The sequence below is a fragment of the Sideroxyarcus emersonii genome (assembly GCF_021654335.1).
Classification (GTDB): Bacteria; Pseudomonadota; Gammaproteobacteria; order Burkholderiales; family Gallionellaceae; genus Sideroxyarcus; species Sideroxyarcus emersonii.
This window is the reverse complement of the sequence record NZ_AP023423.1, coordinates 648,670-672,785: the sequence shown is the minus strand read 5'-3', so window position 1 is coordinate 672,785 and position 24,116 is coordinate 648,670. Positions and strand designations below refer to the sequence as shown.

The following is a 24,116-nucleotide window of genomic DNA, read 5'->3' as shown; positions in this document are numbered from 1 at the left end:
AAGGAATGTCCGGTTTCGGGAAGTCGCCATGTCCGGTTAGGGTTAGGAAGAGACCTCCGATCACCATCAAAACGCTGCTTGGCAACGACCGCTTTTCTGTGGGAAGCGGACGTCACCTCAACCTTCACAGCAAGCATTTTCAGCAAACCACCGCAGTCTGCTTTGGCCGAATAGCAGGCCACATGGCGCACCCGTCTTGCATGCTGCTCACTGCCACTCGGACAGCCGGTCATTACACCACTTCGCTCAGAACCCCATCCGCGAACACCAGCGCGCAGCGCACCTGCCTGCCTTCATACACCGATTGCATTGCCGATTGATATTCCAGCATCTGCGCACGGTAGCGTGCCGTGCTTTCGCTATCGCCCAGCTTGTAATCCAGCACCCACACCTCATCATCGAATTCCACCAGGCGGTCGATGCGCTTAAGCTCGCCCTGCGCATTGATGTAGGGCATCTCGTTGCAGGCATTGCGGTATTGCCGGGCATCGAAGAAGCGCGCGAGCCGGGGCAGCGCGAGCAGATGCAGGGCTTGCTGCCAGAGTGACTCGATCTCTTCGGCGGGGATGGAGAGGCGCTGTTTCAGTTCTGCCTTGTCCGCCATGCCTTCCGTCAGATGTTGCAGCAAGCCGTGCAGCCAGATGCCGCGCTGTTGTTGCGGTGTATTGCGGGCAGCGCGTTTCCCGGTGGGTATGACGGACGGAAGATTTTCCGTTCGGGCTGCACCCGCAGGGGGCAGGCCATGGCTGGGCGCATGCACCATAGGGCCACGATCTGCCGGCGTGTGCAGGACGAGCGGGTTCAATGTTTCCTGCTGGCCAACCACCGCCGCAATGCGTTCATACCAGGTCTGCGTCTTGTTCTCCCTGCCTCCCTTGCTGCCACTGACAATCAACGCCTGCTGCGCGCGGGTCATGGCGACATAGAGCAGGTTCATTTCTTCGCGCGCCTGCTGTGCTGCGTCCTGCTCGAACAGCGGCGCGCGTTTCTTGCCGCGCGAAGCCTGGTCGGCATAGAGCGAGAAATGTACGGGCCGCTCGGCATGTAGCGGCCAGTCGAGCAGCACATCGTGGTCGTCCCTGGCTTTCTTGTCCGCATTCGCATCCAGCAGCCAGACGATGGGCGCTTCCAGCCCCTTCGATTCGTGCACGGTATAGATGCGTACCGCGTTGCCGGCCGTGCCGAGCCTGCCTTCGTCCGGCGCGTCGTCGGGGCTGTCGCGCAGTTCGCCCAGTTCCTGCAGGAAGCGCGGCAGGCTGGGATAGCGGCCCGCATCCACGCTCAACGCTATCTCCATGAACGCATTGAGGTTGGCGGCGACCTTGGCGCGCATCTCGGGTGGCAGCACGGCGGTGTAGCGCGCGATCACCTCGCCCTCGAAATAGACGCGATCGAGCAGGTCATGCACCGGGAGCTTGTCTGCCAGCGCAAGCCAGTTCCGCAACAAGCCGGCAGCGCGTTGCAGGGCCGGCGACGGCTCGGCAAGCTGTTGCAGGCATTGCCACCATGAAGTTCGAGCGCCGGGCGCCGGGGGCTGCGTAACGCTCTCCGCGCCACACTCGCCACTCGGCACTCCGAACCCAGTACTGTTCTTCGACAGTCGCATCAGGTCGGCATCGCTGCAGGCAAAGATCGGCGTGCGCAGCACTTGCGCCAGCGCCAGGTCGGCAAAGGGCGTGATGAGGAACATCAGCAGCGCCTGGATATCCGCAGCCTCCAGCGTATCGAGCAGTCCGCCGCGGCGCGAACTGATGAAGGGAATGTGTTTTGCGCGCAATGCCTCTTCATACACCTGCAGGTGGGTGCGGCTGCGCACCAGCACCATGATGTCGCCGTAAGTGGCGCGCCGCTCTTCCCCTCCGTCGCTCACAGCCCAGTCGCCGACGATGGTCTGCAGCCACGCGGCCAGCTGTTCGGCCTCCTGCTGGCGCGCACCGTCTTCGGCTTCAGCCCTTTTCACAGTGAGCGGATCGCGCAGGGCAAGCGCGCTGCTTTCTGCCGCATCCTCTTCCTTTGCCTCCACGGCAGCCAGCGGCAACACCATCACATGGCCGGGCAGGTCGCGCTGGAAAGTCTGATGCTCGACAAACTCGAAGCCGTCGGGCTGTTCGCGGAACACGGCATTCACCGCATCCACCACGGGCTGCGCATTGCGGCGCGTCAGGCTGTTGCCCAGCGTCGCCGCGCCGAAATGCGCCCTGAGGTATTCGCGCGCCACGCCGAACAGGCGCGCATCGGCGCGGCGGAAGCGGTAGATGGATTGCTTGGGGTCGCCCACGACGAACACGGTGGGCTGCGTCTCGACCGCCACGGCAGCATCGAACCATGCGCGCAGGATCTGCCACTGCAGCGGGTTGGTGTCCTGGAACTCGTCCAGCAGCACATGGCGATAGCGGCTGTCGAGCTTGTATTGCATGGTCTCGGCATGTTCGCTCTGCTGCAGCAGACGGCACAGCTGCCATTCCAGATCGGAAAAGTCCATCTGCTGTTTTTGCGCCTTCAATGCCTGGTAGCGCTCGAGGAAGGCGATGCCGCAATGCAGCACCGCCTCGTTCAGGCGATAGGCCTGCTGCTCGGCGAGCGCGTCGCGCACCGCCTGCAGGCGGGACTGCAGCACGTCCCGCACACGGCAATGCGCATCCTGATCCTGCAGTTTTGTCGGCTTCAATGCCTTCGGCTCGCCCTTTGCCGTGAACAGCAGATTCCACAGCCGCTCGAAACGCTCTTCCTGCGCCGAGTCGGTCCACGCCTGCTCCAGCTCGCTCGCCTGCTTTTTCTGCGTGTCGGTCCCGCTGGCGAGTTGCCGCGTGAAATCGAACAGCGCATCGCGGCTGTCGCTGTGCGCATGCCAGGCTTCGACCGGATCGCTGTCCATGTCCACCGCGAGCTCGTCGAGCAGGTTCTCCAGTGCGAACGTCAGCATCCCGTCCGCCCCCTGGGTATAGGCCCACCATTCCGCGCGCTTGGCGAGGAAGTTGAACAGCAGTTTGCGCGTGTTGCTCAGCCCGCATTCGCCAAACAGCCACTGCATGTTCTGCGCCTCCGGGCTGTCCGGTTGCTTGCGCATCTGTTCCAGCAGCTCTTCCCAGGCTTCTTCCTGCTCGCTGCCTGCACGCTCCAGCAGGCTCATGCCTTGCATCACGTCGGCGTTCAGCGGGGCGCGCTGCATGACCTGCATGAACCAGCCGTGGAAGGTGCTGATGGTGATACCCGGCTGCGCCAGCAGCACGCTGCCGTACAGGCTGCGCGCGCGCTGCAGTTGCGCGGCGTCCGGTTCCTCCACGCCGCGCTCGGCCAGGAAACGCCGCACCGCATCGTCGTCGCCCATCGCCAGGTCGCGCAGCCACTGCTGCAGCCTCGCCTGCATCTCCTGCGCCGCCTTGCGCGTGAAGGTGATCGCCAGTATCTGCGACGGCTGCGCACCGTCCAGCAGCAGGCGCACGATACGCGACACCAGCAGCCAGGTCTTGCCGCTGCCGGCGCAGGCCTCGACCACGACGCTGCGCTTGGGATCGAGGGCGATGTGGCCGGTCATAACCACTCCCCCTTGCGGCAGACGCCGCGCATCTCGCAATGCATGCATGCCTGGTCGATGCCGTTCGCGGGCAGGCAGGCACCGCCGCGCATGCGCTGCATCACCTGCACCAGGCGCTCGGCATTGAGCTGCGCCAGTTGCGCGACATCGTGCGCCGGCGCGACCGTCTTCACCTTGCCGCCCTCGATGCTGACGAACGACGCGTCATCGGTTTCGTGCGCATAGGCATAGCAGGCGAGCTGCACGTCCTCGCCCGGCTCGCGCAGTTTGTGGCGCAGGATCTGGTCGCCCTGCGTCTTGTAATCCAGCACGCGTATCGCCTGCTCCCGGACATCGAGCCGGTCGATGCGCCCGCGCAGCTGCACGCCGTCCAGCTCGATTGAAAATGCACTCTCCGCCTCGGCATAGCGCCAGCCCTGCGCCTCGTTCTCGGCCTGCCAGGCGAGATAGGCCGGCAGCGACCGGTACCAGCGCGCCAGCCAGGCGCGCGCCGCGAAGTCCTGCTGCAGCAGGTCGGCGAACACATCCTCGCTGATGCGGCGCAGCGCGGCCTCCATCTCCGCCGCGTCATGCCCGCCGACTTGCCGATAGCGCTCATGGAAGCGCTGCAGGATGCCGTGCACGCGCTCGCCGTAGTCGCGCTTTTCGATGGCTTCCTGCACTTCGTCCAGCTCGTTCAGGCGCAGGATGTAGCGCGCATGGAACTGATAGGGACAGGCGACCAGGCTGTTGTATGCGCTGATGGAAACCTTCGCTGGCACCGCCTCCGCCGCCACGCTCGGGGCAGGCTGGGCCGCCTGCGACAGTTCGACGCGATGCGCATCCTCCGCCGCCAGGCAGGCAAGCAACTCCGGCTCGCTGCGGTCGTCGCCGTGCGCGCGCTGATGCTCGTCGCGCAATATCTGCAGGTAAGGGCTGAGCAGCCCGTGTTCGCCGTTCTTGTCCTTCTGCCAGGTGACCAGCACGCAATCGTTGAGCGCCAGCAGCCCCAGCAGGTCGTCGTGCTGCCTTGCCGCATGCGAGCCGCGCGTGGACAGGTCGAGCGCGGCACGCACGGCATCGTTGAACCAGCGTCCGCCATTTGCGGCACTGGGCAGGTGGTCGGCATCGCAACCCAGCAGCAGCACGGCATCGAAGGGGCGCCAGCGCGTGGCCGCCAGGTGGGTGAAGCGCACCGTGCTGTCGATGCTGCTGTCGCGGTAGGTTTGCGTATCGAGTTGCTGCGCCAGCCAGCGCCGCCATTCGCTAAAACGGTAGCTGCCCGCGTCCGCCGCCAGTTCACGCTGCCATGTCTCCAGTGCGAGCAGCAACTGCCTCCCTGCATCGTCCTGTTGCAACCCGGCATCGATGCCCAGCACGCGCAGGCTTGCCTGCAACGCCAGCAGCCATCCGGCCAGCGTTTTTTTCCGGTTCTGCTCCAGCAGCGCGGCAGCCTGGCGCAGCCGCACGAGCAGTTGCAGCAACGCCGTCTCGTGCCCGGCGAGATCGATGAATTTCTCCAGGCCGGCCACTATCCCCTGTTTGCGCAGCAATTGTTCGAGCTGGTACACCGCCGACTTGCGCTCGGAGGCCGTCAGGTCGGCGAAGATGAATGGGGATTTGAGCAGGTCGAGCAGGTCGCGATGATAGAAATCGCTCTGCAGCGAAGTGAGCCAGCGGTCCAGCACCGTGCTGACCGACAGCGTGGCGAAGGTCCAGCCGGTCTCGTCCGCCACCAGCACCTCGGCCCGCTCCAGCAACGCCCGCATGCGCCTTGCCACCACGCGGTCCTGCGCCACGATGGCGATGTCGCGCTTGCCCGCGGCCAGCCAGCGGCGCACCTGCATGGCGGCGGCGCGGGCTTCCTGTTCCAGAGAAGTGGCGGCGAAGAACAGCGGCGCACCGATCTGCGCCTCCATCACGCGCAGGTCGAACACCGTCACTGCCGCATGCTGCGCATATTCGTCGAGGAAGCGTTGCTCCAGCGCATCCCAGTCGGAGGCGCGCAGCACATACAGCGGACGATCGGCCTGTTGGGCCAGCCTGGCCAACTGCTGCTGATAGACCCGCGCCTGATCCGATTCGGTGCCGGCCTGCATCGCGTGCCACAGCTCGAACACCAGCCTCGCCTCCAGCTGCAGCGTGCTGTTCTGCCGCGCCTGGTAGGCCTGCTGCACGAGGGCGGCGAAGGATTCGGCATCGCCCGGCAGCTCATGCAGGGAATGCGTCAGTTCGTCGAACAGCTTGAGCAGTTCCTGCGTCATGCTCCACAGGTCGGCCTGTTCGAACCATTTCGATTTGCGCAGCTGCTGGTACAGCAGGGCGCTGCGCTGGCTGTCCGCCACGACAGGCGTGTCGAGACGGACGCTTTGCGCCCAGGCGTTGAGCGTGACCATCTGCGGCAGCAGCAGGGCAGGCCGCTGCGCGCCCCGCATCAGCGCCTGCGCCAGCGGCTGCGCGGCATGGTAGTTAGGCAGCAGGATGGTGACGCCGCGCAGGTCGGGCGCGGGGTGCGCAGTAAGGATGCGCTGTGCGATGCGGTCGAAAAAGGGGCCGGAAACGCTCACCGCTTCAGCAGATGGAGCTTGTCTTTCACATGAAGCCATTCATCCGCATCGGCCGGCGCATCCTTCTTCTCGACGATGGGCTTCCAGAGCTTGGCCAACTCTGCGTTGAGCTTGATGAAATGGACCTGATCCGCCGGCACATCGTCCTCGGCGAAGATCGCGTTTGCCGGGCATTCCGCCACGCACAGCGTGCAGTCGATGCACTCGTCCGGATCGATAACCAGGAAGTTCTCGCCCTCGCGGAAACAGTCCACCGGACACACTTCCACGCAATCGGTGTATTTGCAGCGTATGCAATTCTCGGCAACGACGTATGCCATATCCCCTCCCCTATTTCGCCAGTCCGTGCAGCCAATGCCGGTAGAGCCGATCCGCCACCCGGTGAAGTCCGGGCAATTTGTCGCGCATCTGCGCCTGCATCGTTGCGGCCGATTGTACTGCCGGACTGTGCAGATTGGCAGCGATCTCGTCCGCCCCGTTCTCGCACCAGTCGCGGATCATCTGCTCGGTCATCTCGACATGGCATTGCATGCCCAGGTGCTTGCCGATGGCATAGGCCTGATTGGCGCAATGGGGACTGGAGAGCAGCAGCTCTGCCCCCGGCGGCAGCGAGAAGGTCTCGCCGTGCCAGTGGAAGGAATCGAACTCGCGGATATCGCCGAACCACTCGCGCGCCGTGGCACTTTCCGCCACCGTCACCCTGCCCCAGCCCAGTTCCTTCACCGGATTCTTCGTCACCACCCCGCCCAGCGCCTTGGACATCAACTGCCCGCCGAGGCAATGGCCCAGCAAGGGGATATCCCGGGCATGGGCAGCGCGGATCAGCGCCAGCGCCCTGGGTATCCACGGCAGGTCGTCGTTGACGCTCATCGACCCGCCCATGAACACCAGGCCGGAGAACGCCGCGGCATCCGCCGGCACCGCTTCGCCCTGGTCGATGTGGATCATCTGCCACGGAATGGCATGCTCGGTGAGGAATAGCGCGAAGTGGCCTGCGCCTTCGGTGGGGGAGTGGCGGAAGATGGCGACGGGTTTCATGGCATCGATGGATACATCAGATTGTTTTCAACCAAGCTGCAAGTCCAGCCGCCGGAACAACCTCAACATCAGGCGCAAGCGGATAGACACATTCAACTGGCGCGACAACACAAGCCCGCTCCAGGTCCAGGTCGTTTTTCGCCGACCAAAAGCCTTTGCTCAATACCGGGGCGCTGGAAAATTTAACCTCGAACCCGATCCTGCGTTTTCCTCGTTCGGCGACGATGTCCATTTCCGCCCCGCTTGCTGTGCGGTAAAACGAAAGCTGCCACTGCGGCCCGAGCAGTTGGGCGATTTGTTCGAGCGCCCAGCCTTCCCAGGAGGGGCCAACGACAGGATGTCCGGCCAGCTCATCCAGGCTCTGGATACCGAGTAACGCATGCAATATGCCACTGTCCCGCAGATAAACCTTGGGTGATTTCACCAGCCGTTTGCCCAGATTTGCCTGCAAAGGCGGCAGGCGTCGCAGCATGTAGGTCGCTTCCAGAATATCCAGATAATGCTGAACCGTGGGCGCGGAGGTGCCAAAACTTGATGCAAGGCGCGATGCATTCCAGAGTTGCCCATGCAGGTGGGCAAGCATTTGCCAGAAGCGGCGAAGTGTTGCGCCCGGTACGCGAATGCCGAATGAGGGAATGTCCCGCTCCAGATGGGTGGCGATGAAAGATTCGCGCCATGCAAAAGAAGCGTCTTCGGTTTGAGCAAGCCAGCTCAGCGGGTAGCCCCCGCGCAACCAGAAATTCTGCAACTCGGCATGATCAACCTGAACCTCACTGATATCGAACGGCGCAAGCTCGCGGAAAGCAATGCGGCCTGCCAACGATTCCGAAGCCTGCCGCAACAACTGGGGGGATGCCGAACCCAGCAGCAAAAACCTGCCCGGCCTGCGGTTATCGTCGATCAATGCGCGCAACACCGCAAACAGTTCGGGCTGGCGCTGTATCTCGTCCAGTATGACCAGCCGATCACCCTGCCGCGACAGGAAGAGTTCAGGATCGGCCAGCTTGGCCAGATCGGAAGGCCGCTCCAGATCAAGGCGGATCGCACCCTGCTGCATATCCGCGATGATTCTGGCCAGCGTAGTCTTGCCAGCCTGCCTGGGGCCAAGCAGCGCCACTGCCGGAAATTCAGCCAGCGCACACATCACATCGGGAAGGAGGCGGCGATTAATCATTGCCGCATATTAAATGGCTATCTTTTATTTTGCAAGGTTGAGGCCATCGCATGAAACAGTGCGAAGTGGCAGCGCCTTCGGTGGGGACATAAAAATAACCTTATCTGGCAACGCCAAATTTGTCCATATATCGGTCATGGCTATATATGATTGACGGGCAACTTTGAGAGTAGCTGGTTTAGGTTGGCCTGATTCTCCAGCCCGCACACCTCAAATGAAAACGGACATCCCAAGATGCCCGTTTCCTTTCCAACAGCCAACCCTCACCTCACTCAGGCGCTCATCTCCAGCATCAGCTGGTTCATGCGCTTGACGAAGCTGGCCGGGTCGTCGAGCTGGCCGCCTTCGGCCAACAAGGCCTGGTCGAACAGCACTGCCGCCCAGTCGTCGAAGCGTTTCTCCTCGCCCTTCAGCCGCCGCACCACCGGGTGGTTCGGATTGATCTCGAGGATGGGTTGCGAGGTGGGGGCCTTCTGCCCTGCTGCCTTCATCAGGCGCGCGAGGTTGCCGCTCATGTCGTGCTCGTCGACCACCAGGCAAGCGGGGCTGTCGGTGAGGCGATGGGTGATGCGCACTTCCTTCACCTTATCCGCGAGGCTGGTCTTGATCTTCTCGGTGAGCGGCTTGAATTCATCGGCCTGCTTTTCCTGTTCCTTCTTCTCGGCCTCGTCTTCCAGCGAACCCAGATCGAGGCCGCCCTTGGCAACGGAGGCGAGCTGCTTGCCTTCGAATTCGAACAAGTTGCCCACCAGCCATTCGTCCACGCGGTCGGAGAGCAGCAGCACTTCGATGCCTTTCTTGCGGAACACTTCGAGGTGCGGGCTATTCCTGGCGGCGTTGAAGCTGTCGGCGGTGACGTAGTAGATCTTTTCCTGGCCGTCCTTCATGCGGGCGATGTAGTCCTTGAGCGAGACGGTCTGCTCGGCGGTGTCGGCTTTGGTGGTGGCGAAGCGCAGCAGTGCGGCGATCTTGTCCTTGTTGGCGAAGTCTTCGCCCACACCCTCTTTCAGCACCTGGCCGAATTCGCCCCAGAATCTGGCGTATTTCTCCTTGTCGTTCTCGGCCATGTCGGCCAGCAAGCCCAGCACCTTGCCGGTGCAGCCCTTGCGGATGGCTTCGATGTCTTTCGACTCCTGCAATATCTCGCGCGAGACATTCAGCGGCAGGTCTGCGCTATCCACCACGCCGCGCACGAAGCGCATGTATTGCGGCATCAGCTGCTCGGCGTCGTCCATGATGAACACGCGGCGCACGTAGAGCTTGATGCCGTGGCGCGCCTGACGGTCGTAAAGGTCGAACGGGGCATGGCCGGGGATATACAGCAGCTGGGTGTATTCCTGCTTGCCTTCGACGCGCGCGTGGGTCCACGCCAGCGGGTCATCATAGTCGTGGCCGACGTGTTTGTAGAATTCCTTGTACTGTTCTTCGGTGATCTCGTTTTTGGATTTGGACCACAGCGCCGAAGCCTGGTTGACGGTTTCGTCCTCGTCGGTGGTGACATAGCCGCCGTCCTTCCACTCTTCCTTCTTCATCAGGATGGGCTGGACGATGTGATTGGAATATTTTTTGATGATCTCGCGCAGTTTGTAACCGGCCAGCAGGTCGTCCTGGCCTTCGCGCAGGTGCAGGGTGATCTCGGTGCCGCGCGCGGCCTTCTCCACCATCTCGACGGAGAACTCGCCGCCGCCGTCGGATTCCCAGCGCACGCCCTGGTCGGCCTTCTCGCCCGCGCGGCGGGACAGCACGGTGACCCTGTCCGCCACGATAAAGGCGGAATAAAAGCCCACGCCGAATTGGCCGATCAGGTGGGCGTCTTTCTTCTGGTCGCCGGAGAGCTTGCTGAAGAAATCGCGCGTGCCGGATTTGGCGATGGTGCCGAGGTTGGCGATCACTTCGTCGCGGTTCATGCCGATGCCGCTGTCGCTGATGGTGAGCGTGCGCGCGGTCTTGTCGAAGCTGACGCGGATGCCCAGATCGGACTGGTTCTCGTACAGCGCATCGTTGTGCAGCGCCTCGAAGCGCAGCTTGTCGCAGGCATCGGATGCGTTGGAAATCAGTTCTCGCAGGAAAATCTCGCGGTTGGAATACAGCGAGTGGATCATCAGGTGCAGCAGCTGTTTGACTTCGGTCTGGAAGCCCAGCGTCTCGCGGCTGGCGGTGGTGGTTTCGGTCATTTTTTATCTCCTGTTGCGAAGTGGTTTGACGACGCGGGGGGAGATGGGGATGGTTGGGAGAATTTCAAGGGGAGACTGGAGGCGGGGCAAAACCTGAGCCCCCTGAATCCCGCATCCCGAACCCTATTCTTTGGTTTTGTCCCGTTCGATCAGGGCGTAGGCCGAATGGTTATGGATAGACTCGAAATTCTCGGATTCCACGACGTAAGCATCGATGCGCTCATCCGCATTCAGCACGGCCGCCACGTCGCGCACCATGTCCTCGACGAACTTCGGATTGTCATAGGCGCGTTCGGTGACGAACTTCTCGTCGGGACGCTTCAGCAGGCCGTACAGCTCGCTCGACGCCTGTTCTTCGGCAACCCGCACCACCTCTTCGATCCAGACCGAGCGCTTGGTGCGCACGGTGATGGTGACATGAGAACGCTGGTTGTGCGCTCCGCGTTCGGAGATCTCCTTGGAGCATGGGCACAGGCTGGTGACCGGGATCTGCACCTTCATGGTGAAGCGGTACTTGCCCTCGACGATCTCGCCGATGAACGTGACATCGTAATCGAGCAGGCTCTGCACGCCCGACACCGGCGCGGTCTTGTTCACGAAATACGGGAAAGCCATCTCGATATAGCCGGACCTGGCCTCCAGCTTGTCCGTCATCTCGCGCAGGATGCTCTCGAACGATTCGACCGTGATCTCGCGCCCGTGCTGGTTGAGTATCTGCACGAAGCGGGACATGTGCGTGCCCTTGAAGTTGTGCGGCAGGTGCACGTACATGTTGAAAGTTGCGATGGTGTGCTGCACCCCCACGCTCTTGTCCCGAACAACGACGGGATGACGGATGCTCTTGATGCCGACCTTGTTGATCGCCAGCTGGCGGGTGTCTGCACTGTTTTGCACATCGGCGATGGGTGTGACGGCATTCATGTCGAATTCTCCGTGTTAGGTCAGGGGAGGAATTATACCCAATGCCCGACTATTATTGTCGGGAAATATTATCCGGCCAGCTTTTCCCGGATGGAACGGACGATGCCCGCCGCATCCAGGCCGCAATCGGCCAGCATCCGGGCTGGATCGCCCTGTTCCAGGAACTCGTCCGGCAGGCCCAGGTGCAGCATGGCCGCAACGATGCCGTGCCGGGCCAGGCATTCGGCCACCGCGCTGCCGGCCCCGCCCTGAATGGCGTTCTCTTCCACGGTGACCAGCAGCGCATGCTCGCGCGCGAGCTGCTGCACCAGTTCCTCGTCCAGCGGTTTGATGAAGCGCATGTTGACGACGGTGGCATCGAGTTGGTCGGCCGCCTGCAGCGCGGGCGCCAGCATGGAACCGAACGCCAGGATGGCGACCTTGCCACCCTTGCGCCGCACCTCGCCCTTGCCCACCGCGATCGCCTGCAGGTCCTTGCGCACTGTCACGCCGGGCCCTGTTCCGCGCGGATAACGCACTGCGGTGGGCGTGTCGAGATGGAACGCCGTGCTCAGCATCTGCCGGCATTCGTATTCATCCGCCGGCGCCATCACCGTCATGTTGGGGATGCTGCGCAGATAGCTCAGGTCGAAGCTGCCCGCATGCGTGGCGCCGTCGGCGCCGACCAGGCCGCCGCGGTCGATGGCCAGCACGACCGGCAGGTTCTGGATGGCGACATCGTGGATGAGCTGGTCGTAGGCGCGCTGCAGGAAGGTCGAGTAGATCGCCACCACCGGCTTGAATCCGTCGCAGGCGAGGCCGGCCGCGAAGGTGAGCGCATGCTGCTCGGCGATACCCACATCAAAATAGCGCTGCGGGAATTTCGCGGCGAACTCGACCATGCCGGAGCCTTCGCACATCGCCGGGGTGACGCCGACCAGGCGCGCATCCTGTGCCGCCATGTCGCACAGCCATTCGCCGAACACCTGCGTATAAGTCAGCTTGCTGCTGGGCTTGGGCGTGATGCCCTGGTTCGGGTCGAACTTGCCGACGCCGTGATACAGCACGCAATCGTCCTCGGCCTGCGGGTAGCCTTTGCCCTTCTGCGTGACGATATGCAGGAACTGCGGCCCTTCCAGCTTGCGGATGTTGCCCAGCGTCTCGACCAGCACATCCAGGTCGTGCCCGTCGATGGGGCCGATGTAGTTGAAGCCGAACTCCTCGAACAGTGTGCCCGGCGTGACCATGCCCTTGACGTGCTCTTCGGCCCGTTTGGCGAACTCCAGCACCGGCGGCATGCCTTTCAGTATCTTTTCGCTGCCGCGCCGCATCGCCGCATAGAAACGGCCGGACATCAGTTTCGCCAGGTAATTGTTCAGCGCGCCCACGGGGCGCGAAATAGACATGTCGTTGTCGTTGAGGATGACCAGCAGGTTAGCATCCATGGCACCGGCATTGTTCAGCGCCTCGAAGGCCATGCCGCCGGACATCGCGCCGTCGCCGATGATGGCGACCGAGCGGTTGTCCTTGCCGGCCAGCCGCGATGCCACCGCCATGCCGAGTGCGGCGGAGATCGATGTGCTGGAATGCCCGGTGCCGAAGGCATCGTATGGGCTTTCGCTGCGCTTGGGGAACCCGGCGATGCCGTCCTTCATGCGCAAGGTGCTCATCGCCGCACGGCGTCCGGTGAGTATCTTGTGCGCATAGGTCTGATGGCCGACATCCCATACCAGCCGGTCCTCCGGCGTGTTGTAGATATAGTGCAGCGCGACGGTCAGTTCCACCGTGCCGAGGTTGGAAGAAAGATGGCCGCCGGTCTTGCTGACCGACTCGATCAGGAAGGCGCGCAGCTCGTCCGCCAGTTGCGGCAATTGTCCACGTTCCAGCTTGCGCAGGTCGTCCGGGGTATCGATGGTCTGGAGCAATGGGTACATCAGAATTTTCTCATCACGATGAAATCGGCCAATTCGCGCAACCGCCGGGCTTCTGCGCCGAATCCGGCCAGCGCCTCCAGCGCATCGCCATGCAGGTCTGCGGCCATCTTCCTGGCCGCCTGCACACCCAGCAAGGTCACATAGGTCGGCTTGTCGTTGTCGGCATCCTTGCCGGCTGTCTTGCCCAGGGTGGCGGTATCGGCCTCGCTGTCGAGGACGTCGTCCACCACCTGGAACGCCAGCCCGACGCACTTGCCATAACGGTCGAGCTGATCGAGCTGTGCCTGGTGCAGGGTGCCGCAATGGGCACCGAGCAGGATGGCGGCGCGGATCAACGCGCCGGTCTTGTATATGTGCATCTGCTCCAGCTCGGGCAGTGCCAGCTGCTTGCCCACGCTGGCCAGGTCGATGGCCTGGCCGCCCGCCATGCCGCGCGAGCCGCTTGCTACCGCCAGCAATTTCACCATCTGCAATTGTTTGGCCGCATCGTCGCTCAGCCGGTGCTCGGACAACAGCTGGAACGCCAGGCTTTGCAATGCGTCACCCACCAGCAGCGCAGTCGCTTCATCGTATTCGACATGGCAGGTCGGCTTGCCGCGGCGCAGCACGTCGTCGTCCATGCAGGGCATGTCGTCATGCACCAGCGAATAGGCATGGATCAGTTCAACCGCGGCGGCGGCGATCTCGACGCGCTCGACGGTCGCCCCCGCCAGCTCACCGGCCGCATAGGCCAGCAAGGGGCGCACGCGCTTGCCGCCCTCCAGCACGCTGTAGCGCATGGCGGCATGCAGGCGCTGCGGCAGCACATCGGCCTGCGGCAGCAGGCGCATCAATACTTCTTCAAAACGGGATTGGCGGGCGGAAACCCAGGAGGAAAAATCGGACATTATCTATCTGCGCCGGCATCGCCAGGTACGGTGAAATCCTTGAGCGTTCCTTCTTCCAGCATGCGCACCTGCTGTTGCGCCTCGTCCAGGCGGGTGCGGCAGAACGACAGCAATTCGGCGCCGCGCTTGTAGGCAGCCAGCGAATCTTCCAGCGCCAGCTTGCCGGACTCCATCTCCGCCACTACGTGTTCCAACTCTGCCAGCGCCGCCTCGAAACTTTGTGTCTTGCCGGATTTTGCCGCCATCTCGATTCCCATACACGTCAATTTTGCGTAAGGGCGGCATTTTACCCAAGCCCCCGACGCAGAGCCAATTTTTATTGCCCCCCCCTCGAATTTCGGGGACAATCCCACCCCCCTGAAAATCGTATTCACAGAAAGAGTGGGTATGTCCGAAATCGCCAAACCGCAACAGTTCGCTCCGGTATCTGCGCAACCGCCATTGAGCTGGTATTTCGATCCGAAAGTGCTGGAGGTCGAGCAGCGCGTGCTGCTCGATGCGGGGCCGAAATACGTCGGGCATGAATTGATGGTACCCAACCTCGGCGACTATCACGTGGTCGAATGGATGGACAAAGCCAAGATGCTGGTACGCAACGAAGGCGGCGTCGAGTTGCTTTCCAACATCTGCCGCCACCGCCAGGCCACCATGCTGGAAGGCCGCGGCAACGCGAAAAACATCGTGTGCCCGCTGCATCGCTGGACCTACAAGACCAGCGGGGAACTGATCGGCGCCCCATATTTCCCCAACAACCCCTGTCTGCACCTGAACAAGACCCCGTTGCAAAACTGGAACGGACTGCTGTTCGCCGGGCAGCGCGACATCGCCAAGGACCTGGCGACCATGCCGGCATTCAAGGAGATCGATTTTTCGGGCTACATGTTCGATCGCGTGGAAGTGGATGAATACAACTTCAACTGGAAGACGTTCATCGAGGTCTACCAGGAAGACTACCATGTCGTGCCATTCCATCCCGGCCTCGGCCAGATGGTCGATTGCGACGACCTGAAGTGGGAATTCGGGGAGCAATACAGCGTACAGACCGTGGGCATCCACAGGGATCTGCGCAAACCCGGCAGCGCCGTGTACGGCAAATGGTCGGAACAGATATTGCGCTACAACAACGGCGAACTGCCGAAGTACGGCGCGATCTGGCTGACCTATTACCCCAACATCATGGTCGAGTGGTACCCGAACACGCTGGTGGTGAGCACCGTCGTGCCGCGGGGCACCGATGCCTGCACCAACATCGTGGAGTTCTACTACCCGGAAGACATCGTGCTGTTCGAGCGCGATTACATCGAAGCCGAGAAGAAGGCCTACCACGAGACCGCGGTGGAAGACGACATCATCTGCATGCGCATGCACCAGGGACGGCGCGCCCTGTACAAGCAGAGCATCGAGGAAGTCGGCCCCTACCAGTCGCCAACCGAGGACGGCATGCTGCATTTCCACGAATTCCTGCGCCGCAACCTGGGACCGCACCTGAAGTAATTCGCAGTGGGCGCGCTATGGATGCTGGTCGCCGGTTTGCTCTTCGCCGGCATGGGTGTGCTGGTCAAGCTCGGCGCCCAGCAGTTCTCCAGCAGCGAGCTCGTCTTCTACCGTTCTTTCTTCGGCCTGCTCATCGTCTATGCCATGCTGCAGCGCGCCCGGGTCACCCTGTATACCCGGCACTGGCGCGGCCATCTGTGGCGGGGCCTGTCCGGATCGGTTGCGATGATGCTGTTTTTCTATTGCATCAGCACGCTGCCGCTGGCGACAGCCATCACGCTGAACTACACCTCATCGCTGTTCCTCGCGGTGCTGACCGTGCTGGTTTTGAAGGAAAAGTTCCACATTCCCTTGAGCAGCGCCCTGGCGCTCGGCTTCGTCGGGGTCGCGCTGTTGCTGCACCCGACTCTGGCAAAGGACCAGTTGCTGCCCGGTTTGCTCGGACTGAGTTCCGGCCTGCTCGCCGCAGTGGCGATTCTCAATGTGCGCCAGCTCAACGAACTGGGCGAGTCGGGGATGCGCATCGTGTTCTATTTCAACCTGATCGCCTCGCTGTCCAGCGGCGCATGGGTGCTGCAAGACCAGCTGCACGCGGTTGCGGCGAGCGACCTGCCGCTGCTCGTCTCCATCGGCGCTTCGGCCACCTTCGCCCAGCTCGCCCTGACCCGCGCCCACCGCACCGGGCAGACACTGGTGGTCGGCAGCCTGGCCTACAGCACCATCGTGTTCTCGGCACTATTCGGGCTGATCATCTGGCATGAGCTGCCGAGCTTCAGCGCATGGATCGGCATCGCGCTCATCATCGCCAGCGGCATGTTAAGCTTACGCCTAGCACCCACCCACACAGAGGCCCGCAAATGATCACCATCGAAGAAGAAAACAACCTCGTCAACATCGCCGTGATGGGCGAATTCACCATCGCCGATTTCAAGCAGTTCGAAGAACACGCACTGTACAAGCTCACGACGCCCGGCAAGGTGAACCTGCTGTTCGATTTGCGCGGGATGCTCGGCTATACGCCCGATGTCGCCTGGGAGGAGCTCAAGTTCTTCCGCCGCGAGCATAACCACGACTTCAACCGGATCGCCGTGGTCACCGACGACCAATGGCTCGCCTGGCAGGCATGGCTGTCGCGCCTGTTCGTCGATGCCGATATCCGCGTATTCGACGATTACAGCGAAGCGCAAACCTGGGCCGAACAATAGCGCCCCGCCCTCGCGCCAGATGGGCATCCTGAGGGCACTTCCGGTCGGCTTGCTGGCGCTCCCGCTGGCGGCCTGCGTCGTTGTCCCGGTGGTCGACCAGGAAGAGGCGATGAATTCTTCGTGCGAGACCTACACCAAAAGCATGACCCTCAGGGCGGTCGATTTCAATCCGAACTGCTCCAGCAACAACGGCGATTGCCTGGCTGCCGCGCTGGCCGTTTCTGCGGGAAGCGCCATCATCTCCGGCAGCATCGTTCTCACCAACAACACCGTTCACTGGCTGGAATATCAGGGCTCGTGCAGCGACAGCTACCTGAATGCCGCCAAGCAGAAGTTCCTCGCCACCTTCAGCAGCACGAAGCCTCCCCCCGCCAGCGGGCAAAAGCAATAAAAAAGCCCGCAATGCTGCGGGCTTTTTCCGGATTCAAGCCTGGATCACTTCAGCTTGGTTTCCTTGTATGCCACATGCTTGCGAGCCACCGGGTCGAACTTCATGAATTCGAGCTTTTCCGGGGTGGTGCGCTTGTTCTTGTTGGTGGTGTAGAAATGCCCCGTACCGGCGGAGGATTCCAGCTTGATCTTTTCGCGTGCGCCTTTTGCCACAGTATTTCTCCTTTATACCTTCTCGCCGCGGGCACGCATCTCGAACAGGACAGCGTCGATGCCGTTCTTGTCGATGGTGCGCAGTGCAGCATTAGTCAGGCGCAAAGACACCCAACGGTTCTCAGATTCCACCCACAAGCGGCGACGTTGCAGATTCGGCAAGAAACGACGCTTGGTTTTATTGTTCGCGTGGGAGATGTTGTTGCCCACCATGGGCTTTTTCCCAGTTACTTGACAGACGCGTGCCATGACAATTTCCCCAACCAGTTTTTCAAAGAGGCGCGATTCTACCTAAAGCCCCCCAAAGACACAACCCTACTTTCCTTTTCTGTACAGGGCGGACTGGGCATGGGCCTGCAAACCCTCCCCAAAAGCCAGAATCGAGGCGATTTCGCCCAATTTTTGGGCACCCTGGGGTGAAACCTGGATCAGGCTGCTGCGTTTCTGGAAGTCGTACACCCCCAGCGGCGAGGAAAACCGTGCCGTGCCGGAAGTCGGCAAAACGTGATTCGGCCCGGCGCAGTAATCGCCCAGCGACTCGGAGGTGTAACGCCCCATGAAGATGGCTCCGGCGTGTTTGAGCTTGGGCAGCCAGGTCTTGGGGTCGCCCACCGACAGTTCCAGATGCTCTGGGGCGATGCGGTTGCTGATCCGGCAGGCCTCGTCCATATCCGCCACATGGATCAGCGCCCCGCGGTTCTGCAGCGCGGTGCGGATGATGTCCTTGCGCGCCATCTGGGCCAGCAACTTGTCGGCGCTGGCCGCCACCGCCTCGATGAAGGACTCGTCCGGCGACAGCAGGATGGCCTGCGCCAGTTCGTCGTGTTCGGCCTGCGAGAACAAGTCCATCGCCACCCAGTCGGGGTCGGTCTTGCCATCGCAAATGACCAGTATCTCGGACGGACCGGCGATCATATCGATGCCGCACACCCCGAATACGCGACGCTTGGCCGATGCGACATAGGCATTGCCGGGGCCGACGATCTTGTCCACCTTGGGAATGGTGTCCGTGCCATACGCCAGTGCCGCCACAGCTTGGGCGCCGCCGATGGTGAACACGCGATCCACGCCCGACAGGTACGCTGCCGCCAGCACCAGCTGGTTCTTCACGCCGTCCGGCGTGGGCACCACCATGATCAGCTCGGCCACCCCGGCCACTTTGGCAGGCAAGGCGTTCATCAGCACGGAGGAAGGATAGGCGGCCTTGCCGCCGGGCACATACAGGCCGACGCGATCCAGCGGTGTGACCTGCTGCCCCAGCATGGTGCCATCGTCGTCCAGGTAATTCCAGGAAACCTGCACCTGCTTCTTGTGATAATCGGTGACGCGCCCGGCAGCCTGTTCCAGCGCGCCTTTCTGGTCCGCCGGCAGGCCGTCGAACGCGGCTTTCAGTTCGGCTTTCGGCAGTTCCATCGCAGCGGCATCGGCCAGCGGCAGGCGGTCGAATTTGCGCGTGTATTCCAGCACGGCCTCATCGCCGCGTTTCTTCACATCGGCAAGGATGGCGGCGACGGTCGCTTCCAGTTTCTCGTCTGCAGTTTCTTCAAAGGCCAGCAGCTTGCCCAGCCTGGCTTCGAAATCGGGTTGCCTCGATGATAGTCTGGTGATGTTCATGACGGGCTCGCTTATTGTTTGACCGCTTGGGCAAAGGCATCCAGCATCGGCTGGATCGTCGCCCGCTTGAGCTTCAGGGAGGCCTGGTTCACCACCAGCCGCGAAGAAATCGGCGCGATCTCCTCCACTGCCTTGAGGTTGTTGGCCTTCAGCGTACCGCCACTGCTCACCAGGTCGACGATGGCATCGGACAAGCCGACCAGTGGCGCCAACTCCATGGAGCCATACAGCTTGATCAGATCCACGTGCACGCCTTTGGCGGCGAAGTGTTCGCGCGCGGTCTTCACATATTTCGTCGCCACGCGCAGGCGCGCACCCTGTTTAACAGCCGATTCGTAATCGAAATCGTTGCGTACCGCGACCATCATGCGGCACCTGGCAATATTCAGGTCGATCGGCTGGTACAAGCCTTCGCCGCCGTGCTCGTTGAGCACATCCTTGCCCGCCACTCCCAGATCAGCGGCACCGTACTGCACATAGGTGGGCACATCCGAGGCGCGCACGATGATCAGGCGCACATCGTCGCGGTTGGTCGGCAGGATGAGCTTGCGCGAAGACTCCGGGTCTTCCAGCGCAGTCACGCCGGCCGCCTTCAACAGCGGCAGCGTTTCCTCGAAGATGCGTCCTTTGGATAAGGCGATGGTGATCATTTCCCTGCTTCCAGTCATTTCAAACGGCGCCCGCAGCGCCCAATTGTGTTATTTGATCCGGCGAATGTTAGCACCGAGCTGCGACAGTTTGCTTTCGATGTGCTCGTAGCCGCGGTCCAGGTGGTAGATGCGGTCGATGACCGTCTCGCCCTGCGCCACCAGTCCGGCGATGACCAGGCAAGCGGAAGCGCGCAGGTCGGTCGCCATCACCGTGGCGCCTTCCAGCCGCTCCACGCCGCGCACCACGGCGGTGTTGCCTTCCACATCGATCTGCGCACCGAGTCGGCGCAGCTCCTGCACGTGCATGAAGCGATTCTCGAAGATGGTCTCGACCACCATGGCGCTGCCAGCGGCGATGCAGTTGAGCGCCATGAATTGCGCCTGCATGTCGGTGGGAAAAGCCGGGTGCGGTGCGGTGCGCACGTTGACGGCTTTCGGGCGCCCGCTCATCTCCAGATGGATGGTGTCGCCCGCGACCTTGATTCGGGCTCCCGCTTCTGTCAGTTTTTCCAGCACCGTTTCCAGGATATCGGCGCACGTTTCGTGCAGGGTGACGCTGCCGCCGGTCGCCGCTGCCGCCACCAGGAAGGTGCCGCTTTCGATGCGGTCCGGCATGATGCGATGTGTCGCACCGTGCAATTTTTCGACGCCGGTGATCGTGATCGTATCGGTTCCGTCGCCGCTGACTTGTGCACCCATGGCGCGCAGGCAGTTCGCCAGATCCACCACTTCCGGTTCGCGCGCGGCGTTCTCCAGCACGGTCACGCCGTCCGCCAGTGCGGCCGCCATCATCAGGTTCTCGGTGCCGGTAACGCTGACGATATCGAAGAAGATGCGCGCCCCCTTGAGCCGCTTGGCCTTGGCATGGATGTAGCCGTGTTCGATGGCGATCTCGGCGCCCATCGCCTGCAGGCCCTTGATATGCAGATCGACCGGGCGCGAGCCGATGGCGCAGCCGCCGGGCAGCGACACCTTGGCATCGCCGAAGCGCGCCACCAGCGGCCCCAGCACCAGGATGGCCGCACGCATGGTCTTCACCATGTCATACGGCGCTTCCCAGCTGTCGACCTTGTCCCCCCTGAAGGTGATCTCGCCCGTCGCCGTGTCTGCCGCGACCCCCATCTGCTGCAACAGCTTGCGCATGGTACCGACGTCGTGCAGGTCCGGCAGATTGGTCAGACGCAGGGTCTCCGCAGTCAGCAGGCTGGCGCACATGATGGGCAGGGCTGCATTCTTGGCACCGGAGATGCGCACTTCGCCGCGTAACGGGATGCCGCCTTGAATGGCTAATTTTTGCATTGGGTGATCTTCTTCGCCGTCGACGCGGCGCTTATGGTGTGGATGAGTGGCTCAAAGGCAGCGTGTCGGCCACCCCATACAAGGCGGCGAGACTGCGCAACCCGTCGGGAGCGTTGACGATGACCAGTTTCGCCTGATGGCGCTGGGCGTTGCGCAGCCACCCCAGCAGCAGGCTCACCGCAGCAGAATCGGCCGCTTCGACCTGGGCCATGTCGATGGTCCAGTCCTTGCCTTCCAGCGGCTGCATGGCCTCGGCAAAGCTGGCGCCGATGGTATCCATCGTCAGCCGGCCGGACACCCGCATCAGGCTGCCTTCGCGCTGGATCACTTGTTGCCCGCCTTCTCGGCCACCGCAGCATTGGAGGCGGCGGACTGGTTCTTCTCGACCAGCGTCTTGATCAGGCCGTCGATGCCGGCCTGCTGGATCTGGTCGGCGAATGTGCTGCGATAGCTGGTCACCAGGCTCACGCCTTCCACGGTCAGGTCATACACCTTCCAGCCGTTCGGCATCTTTTCCATGTCGTAATCCACCAGCACCGGCTGTTGCGAACTGCCCGGCTTGACGATGGAAGTCTTGACGGTCACTTCGGTCGCAGCGGCATCCAGCTTGAGCGGCTTGATCTCGACAACCTGGTCGCGATAGGAAGTGAATGCCTTGGTATAGGTGCGCACCAGCAGGATGCGAAATTCGTTCATCAACGCCTGCTTCTGCTCCGGCGTCGCGGTACGCCAGGACTTGCCCACCGCCAGGCGCGTCATGTGCTCGAAGTTGAAATGGGGCAGGACCTTCGCATCCACCAGTTCCAACATTTTTTTCTGGTTGCCGGCGCGCAGCTCCTGATCCTTGCGCACGACATCCAGCACCTCGCGTACCGTTTCCTTGATCAGCACATCGGGATCAGGCACATCGGCGCGCACCGTCTGCGCCAGAGACAGCAGCAACACACCGGACAACAGCACGAACATCTTTTTCATGGTCTTCTCTTTCCGTTCCGTAAATCACTTCTTCGAGTCGGTACTGTTATAGAGGAACTTGCCGATCAGATCCTCCAGCACCACCGCCGATTGCGTCTTCTTGAATTCGTCGCCATTCTGCAGCATCTTGTCGTCCCCGCCGGGGATCAGCCCGATGTACTGCTCGCCCAGCAATCCGGAAGTCAGGATATTGGCGAATGTGTCCTTGGGGAACTGGTAACGCTTGTCGATGCTCATGGTCACCTTCGCCTCATAACGGTCGGTATCCAGCACGATGCTGGTCACGCGCCCGACCAGCACGCCGGCACTCCTGATCGAAGCAGTCGGTTTCAGGCCGCCGACGTTGGTAAAGTGCGCCTGCAGCTGATACGTATCCGACACGTTATACGTGCTCAGATTGCCGACCTTGAGCGCCAGCACCACCAGCGCCGCAATGCCCGCCACCACGAATGCGCCTACCCATAAATCCAATGTAGTCCGTTCCATAACACTAATCCCCTCGAAACATGAACGCGGTCAAAATAAAATCCAGCATCAGGATGACCAGCGACGATTGCACCACCGTGCGCGTGGTCGCCCCCGAAACACCCTCTGCCGTGGGCGGCGCGTCATAGCCCTCGAACAGCGAAATCACCGTCACCGCCACGCCGAACACGAAACTCTTGATGACGCCGTTCAGCACGTCATGCTGGAAATCCACTGCCGATTGCATTTGCGACCAGAACGAACCCTCGTCCACGCCGATCAGCACCACCCCCACCACGTAACCGCCGAACACCCCCATCGCGGAAAACATGGCGGCCAGCAAGGGCATGGAGATCACCCCCGCCCAGAAACGCGGCGCCACCACGCGCGCGATCGGGTTCACCGCCATCAGTTCCATCGCGTCGATCTGCTCGGTAGCCTTCATCAGGCCGATCTCGGCCGTCATCGCCGACCCCGCACGGCTGGCAAACAGCAGGGCTGCCAGCACGGGCCCCAGTTCGCGCACCAGGCTCAGCGCCACCAGCGACCCCAGCGCCGATTCGGAACCGTAGCGCTTGAGCGTCTCATATCCCTGCAGCCCCAGCACCATGCCGACGAACATGCCGGCCACCAGGATGATGATGAGCGACATCACGCCGGAAAAGAACATCTCGCGCACCGTCAGGCGGAAGCGGCGGAAGCTCATGCCGGAGTAGAACAACGTCATCAGGAAGAACCGCGCGCCGTAACCGGTACGCCAGACGGCGTTGATCACGCGTTTTCCGATGCCACGCAGACTGCGGACTATAGCCATCAGGCATGCACTCCCAAATCGGTGTTGAAATCGTTGCCGGGATAATGGAACGGTATCGGCCCGTCCATCTCGCCGTGCACAAACTGCTTCACGAACGCCTCGCCGGAGGCGCGGATATCGTCCGCCGAGCCTTCCGCGATGATCGCGCCGTTGGCAACAAAATAGACGTAATCCACGATCTTCAGCGATTCCTGCACGTCGTGCGTCACCACGATGGAGGTCGCTCCCAGCGCATCGTTCAGCTTGCGGATCAGCTCGCCCACCACCGTCAGCGAGATCGGGTCCAGCCCGGCAAACGGTTCGTCGTACATGATCAGCATCGGGTCCAGCGCGATGGTGCGCGCCAGCGCCACGCGTCGCGCCATGCCGCCGGAAAGCTCGCCCGGCATCAGGTCCTGCGTGCCATACAACCCCACCGCGTGCAATTTCATCATCACCAGGTCGCGGATGATCTCTTCCGGCAGATCGGTATGCTCGCGCATCTGGAACGCCACGTTGTCGTACACCGTCATGTCGGTGAACAGCGCGCCGAACTGGAACAGCATCCCCATCTTGCGACGCATCGCGTACAGCCCCTCCCGGTCGAGTTCGTGGATCACCTGTCCATCCACCTTCACATACCCCCCGGTCGGCTTGAGCACCCCGCCGATATGGCGCAGCAAGGTCGTCTTGCCGCAACCGCTCAGCCCCATGATGGCGATCAGCTTCCCTTTCGGAAAGGACATGTTGATGCCTTTCAGGATCGGACGGCTGTCATAGGCGAAATTGACGTCACGGACTTCCACCAGAGGTGCGGACACTGGATAACC

The 24,116-nt window shown here is 62.1% G+C and carries 24 protein-coding genes; 4 read left to right on the top strand and 20 right to left on the bottom strand.

Annotated features, from left to right (window positions below; genetic code table 11):
- Positions 1 to 232: 232 nt before the first annotated feature.
- The 10 genes from L6418_RS03185 to L6418_RS03140 form a co-directional block, all read right to left on the bottom strand.
- A complete protein-coding gene (locus tag L6418_RS03185; RefSeq protein WP_237248035.1) occupies positions 233 to 3,535 on the bottom strand; it encodes an exodeoxyribonuclease V subunit beta in 3,303 nt (1,100 codons plus the stop codon).
- Positions 3,532 to 6,081, bottom strand: a complete 2,550-nt coding sequence (locus L6418_RS03180) for a PD-(D/E)XK nuclease family protein (protein ID WP_237248034.1) — start codon at positions 6,079 to 6,081, stop codon at positions 3,532 to 3,534. The genes L6418_RS03185 and L6418_RS03180 overlap by 4 nt, the downstream gene beginning before the upstream one ends.
- Entirely contained in the window at positions 6,078 to 6,401 is a 324-nt protein-coding gene (gene fdxA / locus L6418_RS03175) for a ferredoxin FdxA (RefSeq protein ID WP_237248033.1), read from the bottom strand. Before fdxA ends, L6418_RS03180 begins: the two co-directional genes overlap by 4 nt.
- Before the next feature lie 10 nt (positions 6,402 to 6,411).
- Positions 6,412 to 7,119, bottom strand: a complete 708-nt coding sequence (locus L6418_RS03170) for a type 1 glutamine amidotransferase (RefSeq protein WP_237248032.1) — start codon at positions 7,117 to 7,119, stop codon at positions 6,412 to 6,414.
- A 16-nt stretch (positions 7,120 to 7,135) separates the two neighbouring features.
- Entirely contained in the window at positions 7,136 to 8,293 is a 1,158-nt protein-coding gene (locus tag L6418_RS03165) for an ATP-binding protein (protein ID WP_237248031.1), read from the bottom strand.
- A 272-nt stretch (positions 8,294 to 8,565) separates the two neighbouring features.
- Complete coding sequence (gene htpG / locus L6418_RS03160; protein ID WP_237248030.1) at positions 8,566 to 10,467, bottom strand: molecular chaperone HtpG; 1,902 nt, start codon at positions 10,465 to 10,467, stop codon at positions 8,566 to 8,568.
- Between the two features lie 123 nt (positions 10,468 to 10,590).
- Complete coding sequence (gene folE2, locus L6418_RS03155) at positions 10,591 to 11,388, bottom strand: GTP cyclohydrolase FolE2 (protein WP_237248029.1); 798 nt, start codon at positions 11,386 to 11,388, stop codon at positions 10,591 to 10,593.
- A 68-nt stretch (positions 11,389 to 11,456) separates the two neighbouring features.
- A complete protein-coding gene (gene dxs, locus L6418_RS03150) occupies positions 11,457 to 13,301 on the bottom strand; it encodes a 1-deoxy-D-xylulose-5-phosphate synthase (RefSeq protein WP_237248028.1) in 1,845 nt (614 codons plus the stop codon).
- On the bottom strand, positions 13,301 to 14,188 hold the full coding sequence (locus L6418_RS03145; protein ID WP_237248027.1) for a polyprenyl synthetase family protein: 888 nt from the start codon (positions 14,186 to 14,188) through the stop codon (positions 13,301 to 13,303). Before L6418_RS03145 ends, dxs begins: the two co-directional genes overlap by 1 nt.
- Entirely contained in the window at positions 14,188 to 14,433 is a 246-nt protein-coding gene (locus tag L6418_RS03140; protein WP_237248026.1) for an exodeoxyribonuclease VII small subunit, read from the bottom strand. Before L6418_RS03140 ends, L6418_RS03145 begins: the two co-directional genes overlap by 1 nt.
- A gap of 142 nt (positions 14,434 to 14,575) precedes the next feature.
- Here L6418_RS03140 and L6418_RS03135 point away from each other — a divergent pair, with 142 nt between their 5' ends.
- Genes L6418_RS03135 through L6418_RS03120 form a run of 4 tightly spaced genes read left to right on the top strand, consistent with a single transcriptional unit; the run spans position 14,576 to position 17,278 of the window.
- Positions 14,576 to 15,682, top strand: a complete 1,107-nt coding sequence (locus L6418_RS03135) for an aromatic ring-hydroxylating dioxygenase subunit alpha (RefSeq protein ID WP_237248025.1) — start codon at positions 14,576 to 14,578, stop codon at positions 15,680 to 15,682.
- A gap of 6 nt (positions 15,683 to 15,688) precedes the next feature.
- Positions 15,689 to 16,543, top strand: a complete 855-nt coding sequence (locus L6418_RS03130; RefSeq protein ID WP_332875548.1) for a DMT family transporter — start codon at positions 15,689 to 15,691, stop codon at positions 16,541 to 16,543.
- A complete protein-coding gene (locus L6418_RS03125; RefSeq protein WP_237248024.1) occupies positions 16,540 to 16,887 on the top strand; it encodes an STAS/SEC14 domain-containing protein in 348 nt (115 codons plus the stop codon). Before L6418_RS03130 ends, L6418_RS03125 begins: the two co-directional genes overlap by 4 nt.
- 19 nt (positions 16,888 to 16,906) lie before the next feature.
- A complete protein-coding gene (locus tag L6418_RS03120) occupies positions 16,907 to 17,278 on the top strand; it encodes a hypothetical protein (protein WP_237248023.1) in 372 nt (123 codons plus the stop codon).
- Between the two features lie 44 nt (positions 17,279 to 17,322).
- Here the strand turns inward: L6418_RS03120 and rpmG are convergent, their stop codons facing one another.
- From rpmG to L6418_RS03070, 10 genes are all read right to left on the bottom strand, one after another.
- Positions 17,323 to 17,490 carry a 50S ribosomal protein L33 gene (gene rpmG, locus L6418_RS03115; RefSeq protein WP_013028837.1) on the bottom strand — a complete coding sequence of 56 codons (168 nt, stop codon included), beginning with the start codon at positions 17,488 to 17,490 and terminating at the stop codon, positions 17,323 to 17,325.
- 12 nt (positions 17,491 to 17,502) lie between these two features.
- Positions 17,503 to 17,739, bottom strand: a complete 237-nt coding sequence (rpmB, locus tag L6418_RS03110; RefSeq protein WP_013028836.1) for a 50S ribosomal protein L28 — start codon at positions 17,737 to 17,739, stop codon at positions 17,503 to 17,505.
- Between the two features lie 66 nt (positions 17,740 to 17,805).
- Positions 17,806 to 19,104, bottom strand: a complete 1,299-nt coding sequence (hisD, locus tag L6418_RS03105; RefSeq protein ID WP_237248022.1) for a histidinol dehydrogenase — start codon at positions 19,102 to 19,104, stop codon at positions 17,806 to 17,808.
- A gap of 11 nt (positions 19,105 to 19,115) precedes the next feature.
- The gene (hisG, locus tag L6418_RS03100) at positions 19,116 to 19,754 is read right to left on the bottom strand and encodes an ATP phosphoribosyltransferase (protein WP_237248021.1); all 639 of its coding nucleotides are present in this window, start codon (positions 19,752 to 19,754) and stop codon (positions 19,116 to 19,118) included.
- A gap of 48 nt (positions 19,755 to 19,802) precedes the next feature.
- Complete coding sequence (gene murA / locus L6418_RS03095) at positions 19,803 to 21,053, bottom strand: UDP-N-acetylglucosamine 1-carboxyvinyltransferase (protein WP_237248020.1); 1,251 nt, start codon at positions 21,051 to 21,053, stop codon at positions 19,803 to 19,805.
- A gap of 31 nt (positions 21,054 to 21,084) precedes the next feature.
- Entirely contained in the window at positions 21,085 to 21,381 is a 297-nt protein-coding gene (locus L6418_RS03090; protein ID WP_237248019.1) for a lipid asymmetry maintenance protein MlaB, read from the bottom strand.
- Positions 21,378 to 22,028 (bottom strand): phospholipid-binding protein MlaC, encoded by a 651-nt coding sequence (locus tag L6418_RS03085; protein WP_237248018.1) that lies wholly within the window; start codon positions 22,026 to 22,028, stop codon positions 21,378 to 21,380. The genes L6418_RS03090 and L6418_RS03085 overlap by 4 nt, the downstream gene beginning before the upstream one ends.
- Before the next feature lie 24 nt (positions 22,029 to 22,052).
- Positions 22,053 to 22,514, bottom strand: a complete 462-nt coding sequence (gene mlaD, locus L6418_RS03080; RefSeq protein WP_237248017.1) for an outer membrane lipid asymmetry maintenance protein MlaD — start codon at positions 22,512 to 22,514, stop codon at positions 22,053 to 22,055.
- A gap of 4 nt (positions 22,515 to 22,518) precedes the next feature.
- A complete protein-coding gene (gene mlaE, locus L6418_RS03075) occupies positions 22,519 to 23,307 on the bottom strand; it encodes a lipid asymmetry maintenance ABC transporter permease subunit MlaE (RefSeq protein ID WP_237248016.1) in 789 nt (262 codons plus the stop codon).
- Positions 23,307 to 24,107 (bottom strand): ABC transporter ATP-binding protein, encoded by an 801-nt coding sequence (locus L6418_RS03070; RefSeq protein ID WP_237248015.1) that lies wholly within the window; start codon positions 24,105 to 24,107, stop codon positions 23,307 to 23,309. The genes mlaE and L6418_RS03070 overlap by 1 nt, the downstream gene beginning before the upstream one ends.
- Positions 24,108 to 24,116 lie beyond the last annotated feature (9 nt).

What these genes read in the sequence shown, in the direction of transcription:
- L6418_RS03185 (WP_237248035.1), bottom strand. Translation starts at nt 3,535, where the DNA reads ATGACCGGCCACATCGCCCTCGATCCCAAGCGCAGCGTCGTGGTCGAG.
- fdxA (WP_237248033.1), bottom strand. Translation starts at nt 6,401, where the DNA reads ATGGCATACGTCGTTGCCGAGAATTGCATACGCTGCAAATACACCGAT.
- L6418_RS03170 (WP_237248032.1), bottom strand. Translation starts at nt 7,119, where the DNA reads ATGAAACCCGTCGCCATCTTCCGCCACTCCCCCACCGAAGGCGCAGGC.
- L6418_RS03165 (WP_237248031.1), bottom strand. Translation starts at nt 8,293, where the DNA reads ATGATTAATCGCCGCCTCCTTCCCGATGTGATGTGTGCGCTGGCTGAA.
- htpG (WP_237248030.1), bottom strand. Translation starts at nt 10,467, where the DNA reads ATGACCGAAACCACCACCGCCAGCCGCGAGACGCTGGGCTTCCAGACC.
- folE2 (WP_237248029.1), bottom strand. Translation starts at nt 11,388, where the DNA reads ATGAATGCCGTCACACCCATCGCCGATGTGCAAAACAGTGCAGACACC.
- dxs (WP_237248028.1), bottom strand. Translation starts at nt 13,301, where the DNA reads ATGTACCCATTGCTCCAGACCATCGATACCCCGGACGACCTGCGCAAG.
- L6418_RS03145 (WP_237248027.1), bottom strand. Translation starts at nt 14,188, where the DNA reads ATGTCCGATTTTTCCTCCTGGGTTTCCGCCCGCCAATCCCGTTTTGAA.
- L6418_RS03140 (WP_237248026.1), bottom strand. Translation starts at nt 14,433, where the DNA reads ATGGCGGCAAAATCCGGCAAGACACAAAGTTTCGAGGCGGCGCTGGCA.
- L6418_RS03135 (WP_237248025.1), top strand. Translation starts at nt 14,576, where the DNA reads ATGTCCGAAATCGCCAAACCGCAACAGTTCGCTCCGGTATCTGCGCAA.
- L6418_RS03125 (WP_237248024.1), top strand. Translation starts at nt 16,540, where the DNA reads ATGATCACCATCGAAGAAGAAAACAACCTCGTCAACATCGCCGTGATG.
- L6418_RS03120 (WP_237248023.1), top strand. Translation starts at nt 16,907, where the DNA reads ATGGGCATCCTGAGGGCACTTCCGGTCGGCTTGCTGGCGCTCCCGCTG.
- rpmB (WP_013028836.1), bottom strand. Translation starts at nt 17,739, where the DNA reads ATGGCACGCGTCTGTCAAGTAACTGGGAAAAAGCCCATGGTGGGCAAC.
- hisD (WP_237248022.1), bottom strand. Translation starts at nt 19,104, where the DNA reads ATGAACATCACCAGACTATCATCGAGGCAACCCGATTTCGAAGCCAGG.
- hisG (WP_237248021.1), bottom strand. Translation starts at nt 19,754, where the DNA reads ATGATCACCATCGCCTTATCCAAAGGACGCATCTTCGAGGAAACGCTG.
- murA (WP_237248020.1), bottom strand. Translation starts at nt 21,053, where the DNA reads ATGCAAAAATTAGCCATTCAAGGCGGCATCCCGTTACGCGGCGAAGTG.
- L6418_RS03085 (WP_237248018.1), bottom strand. Translation starts at nt 22,028, where the DNA reads ATGAAAAAGATGTTCGTGCTGTTGTCCGGTGTGTTGCTGCTGTCTCTG.
- mlaD (WP_237248017.1), bottom strand. Translation starts at nt 22,514, where the DNA reads ATGGAACGGACTACATTGGATTTATGGGTAGGCGCATTCGTGGTGGCG.
- mlaE (WP_237248016.1), bottom strand. Translation starts at nt 23,307, where the DNA reads ATGGCTATAGTCCGCAGTCTGCGTGGCATCGGAAAACGCGTGATCAAC.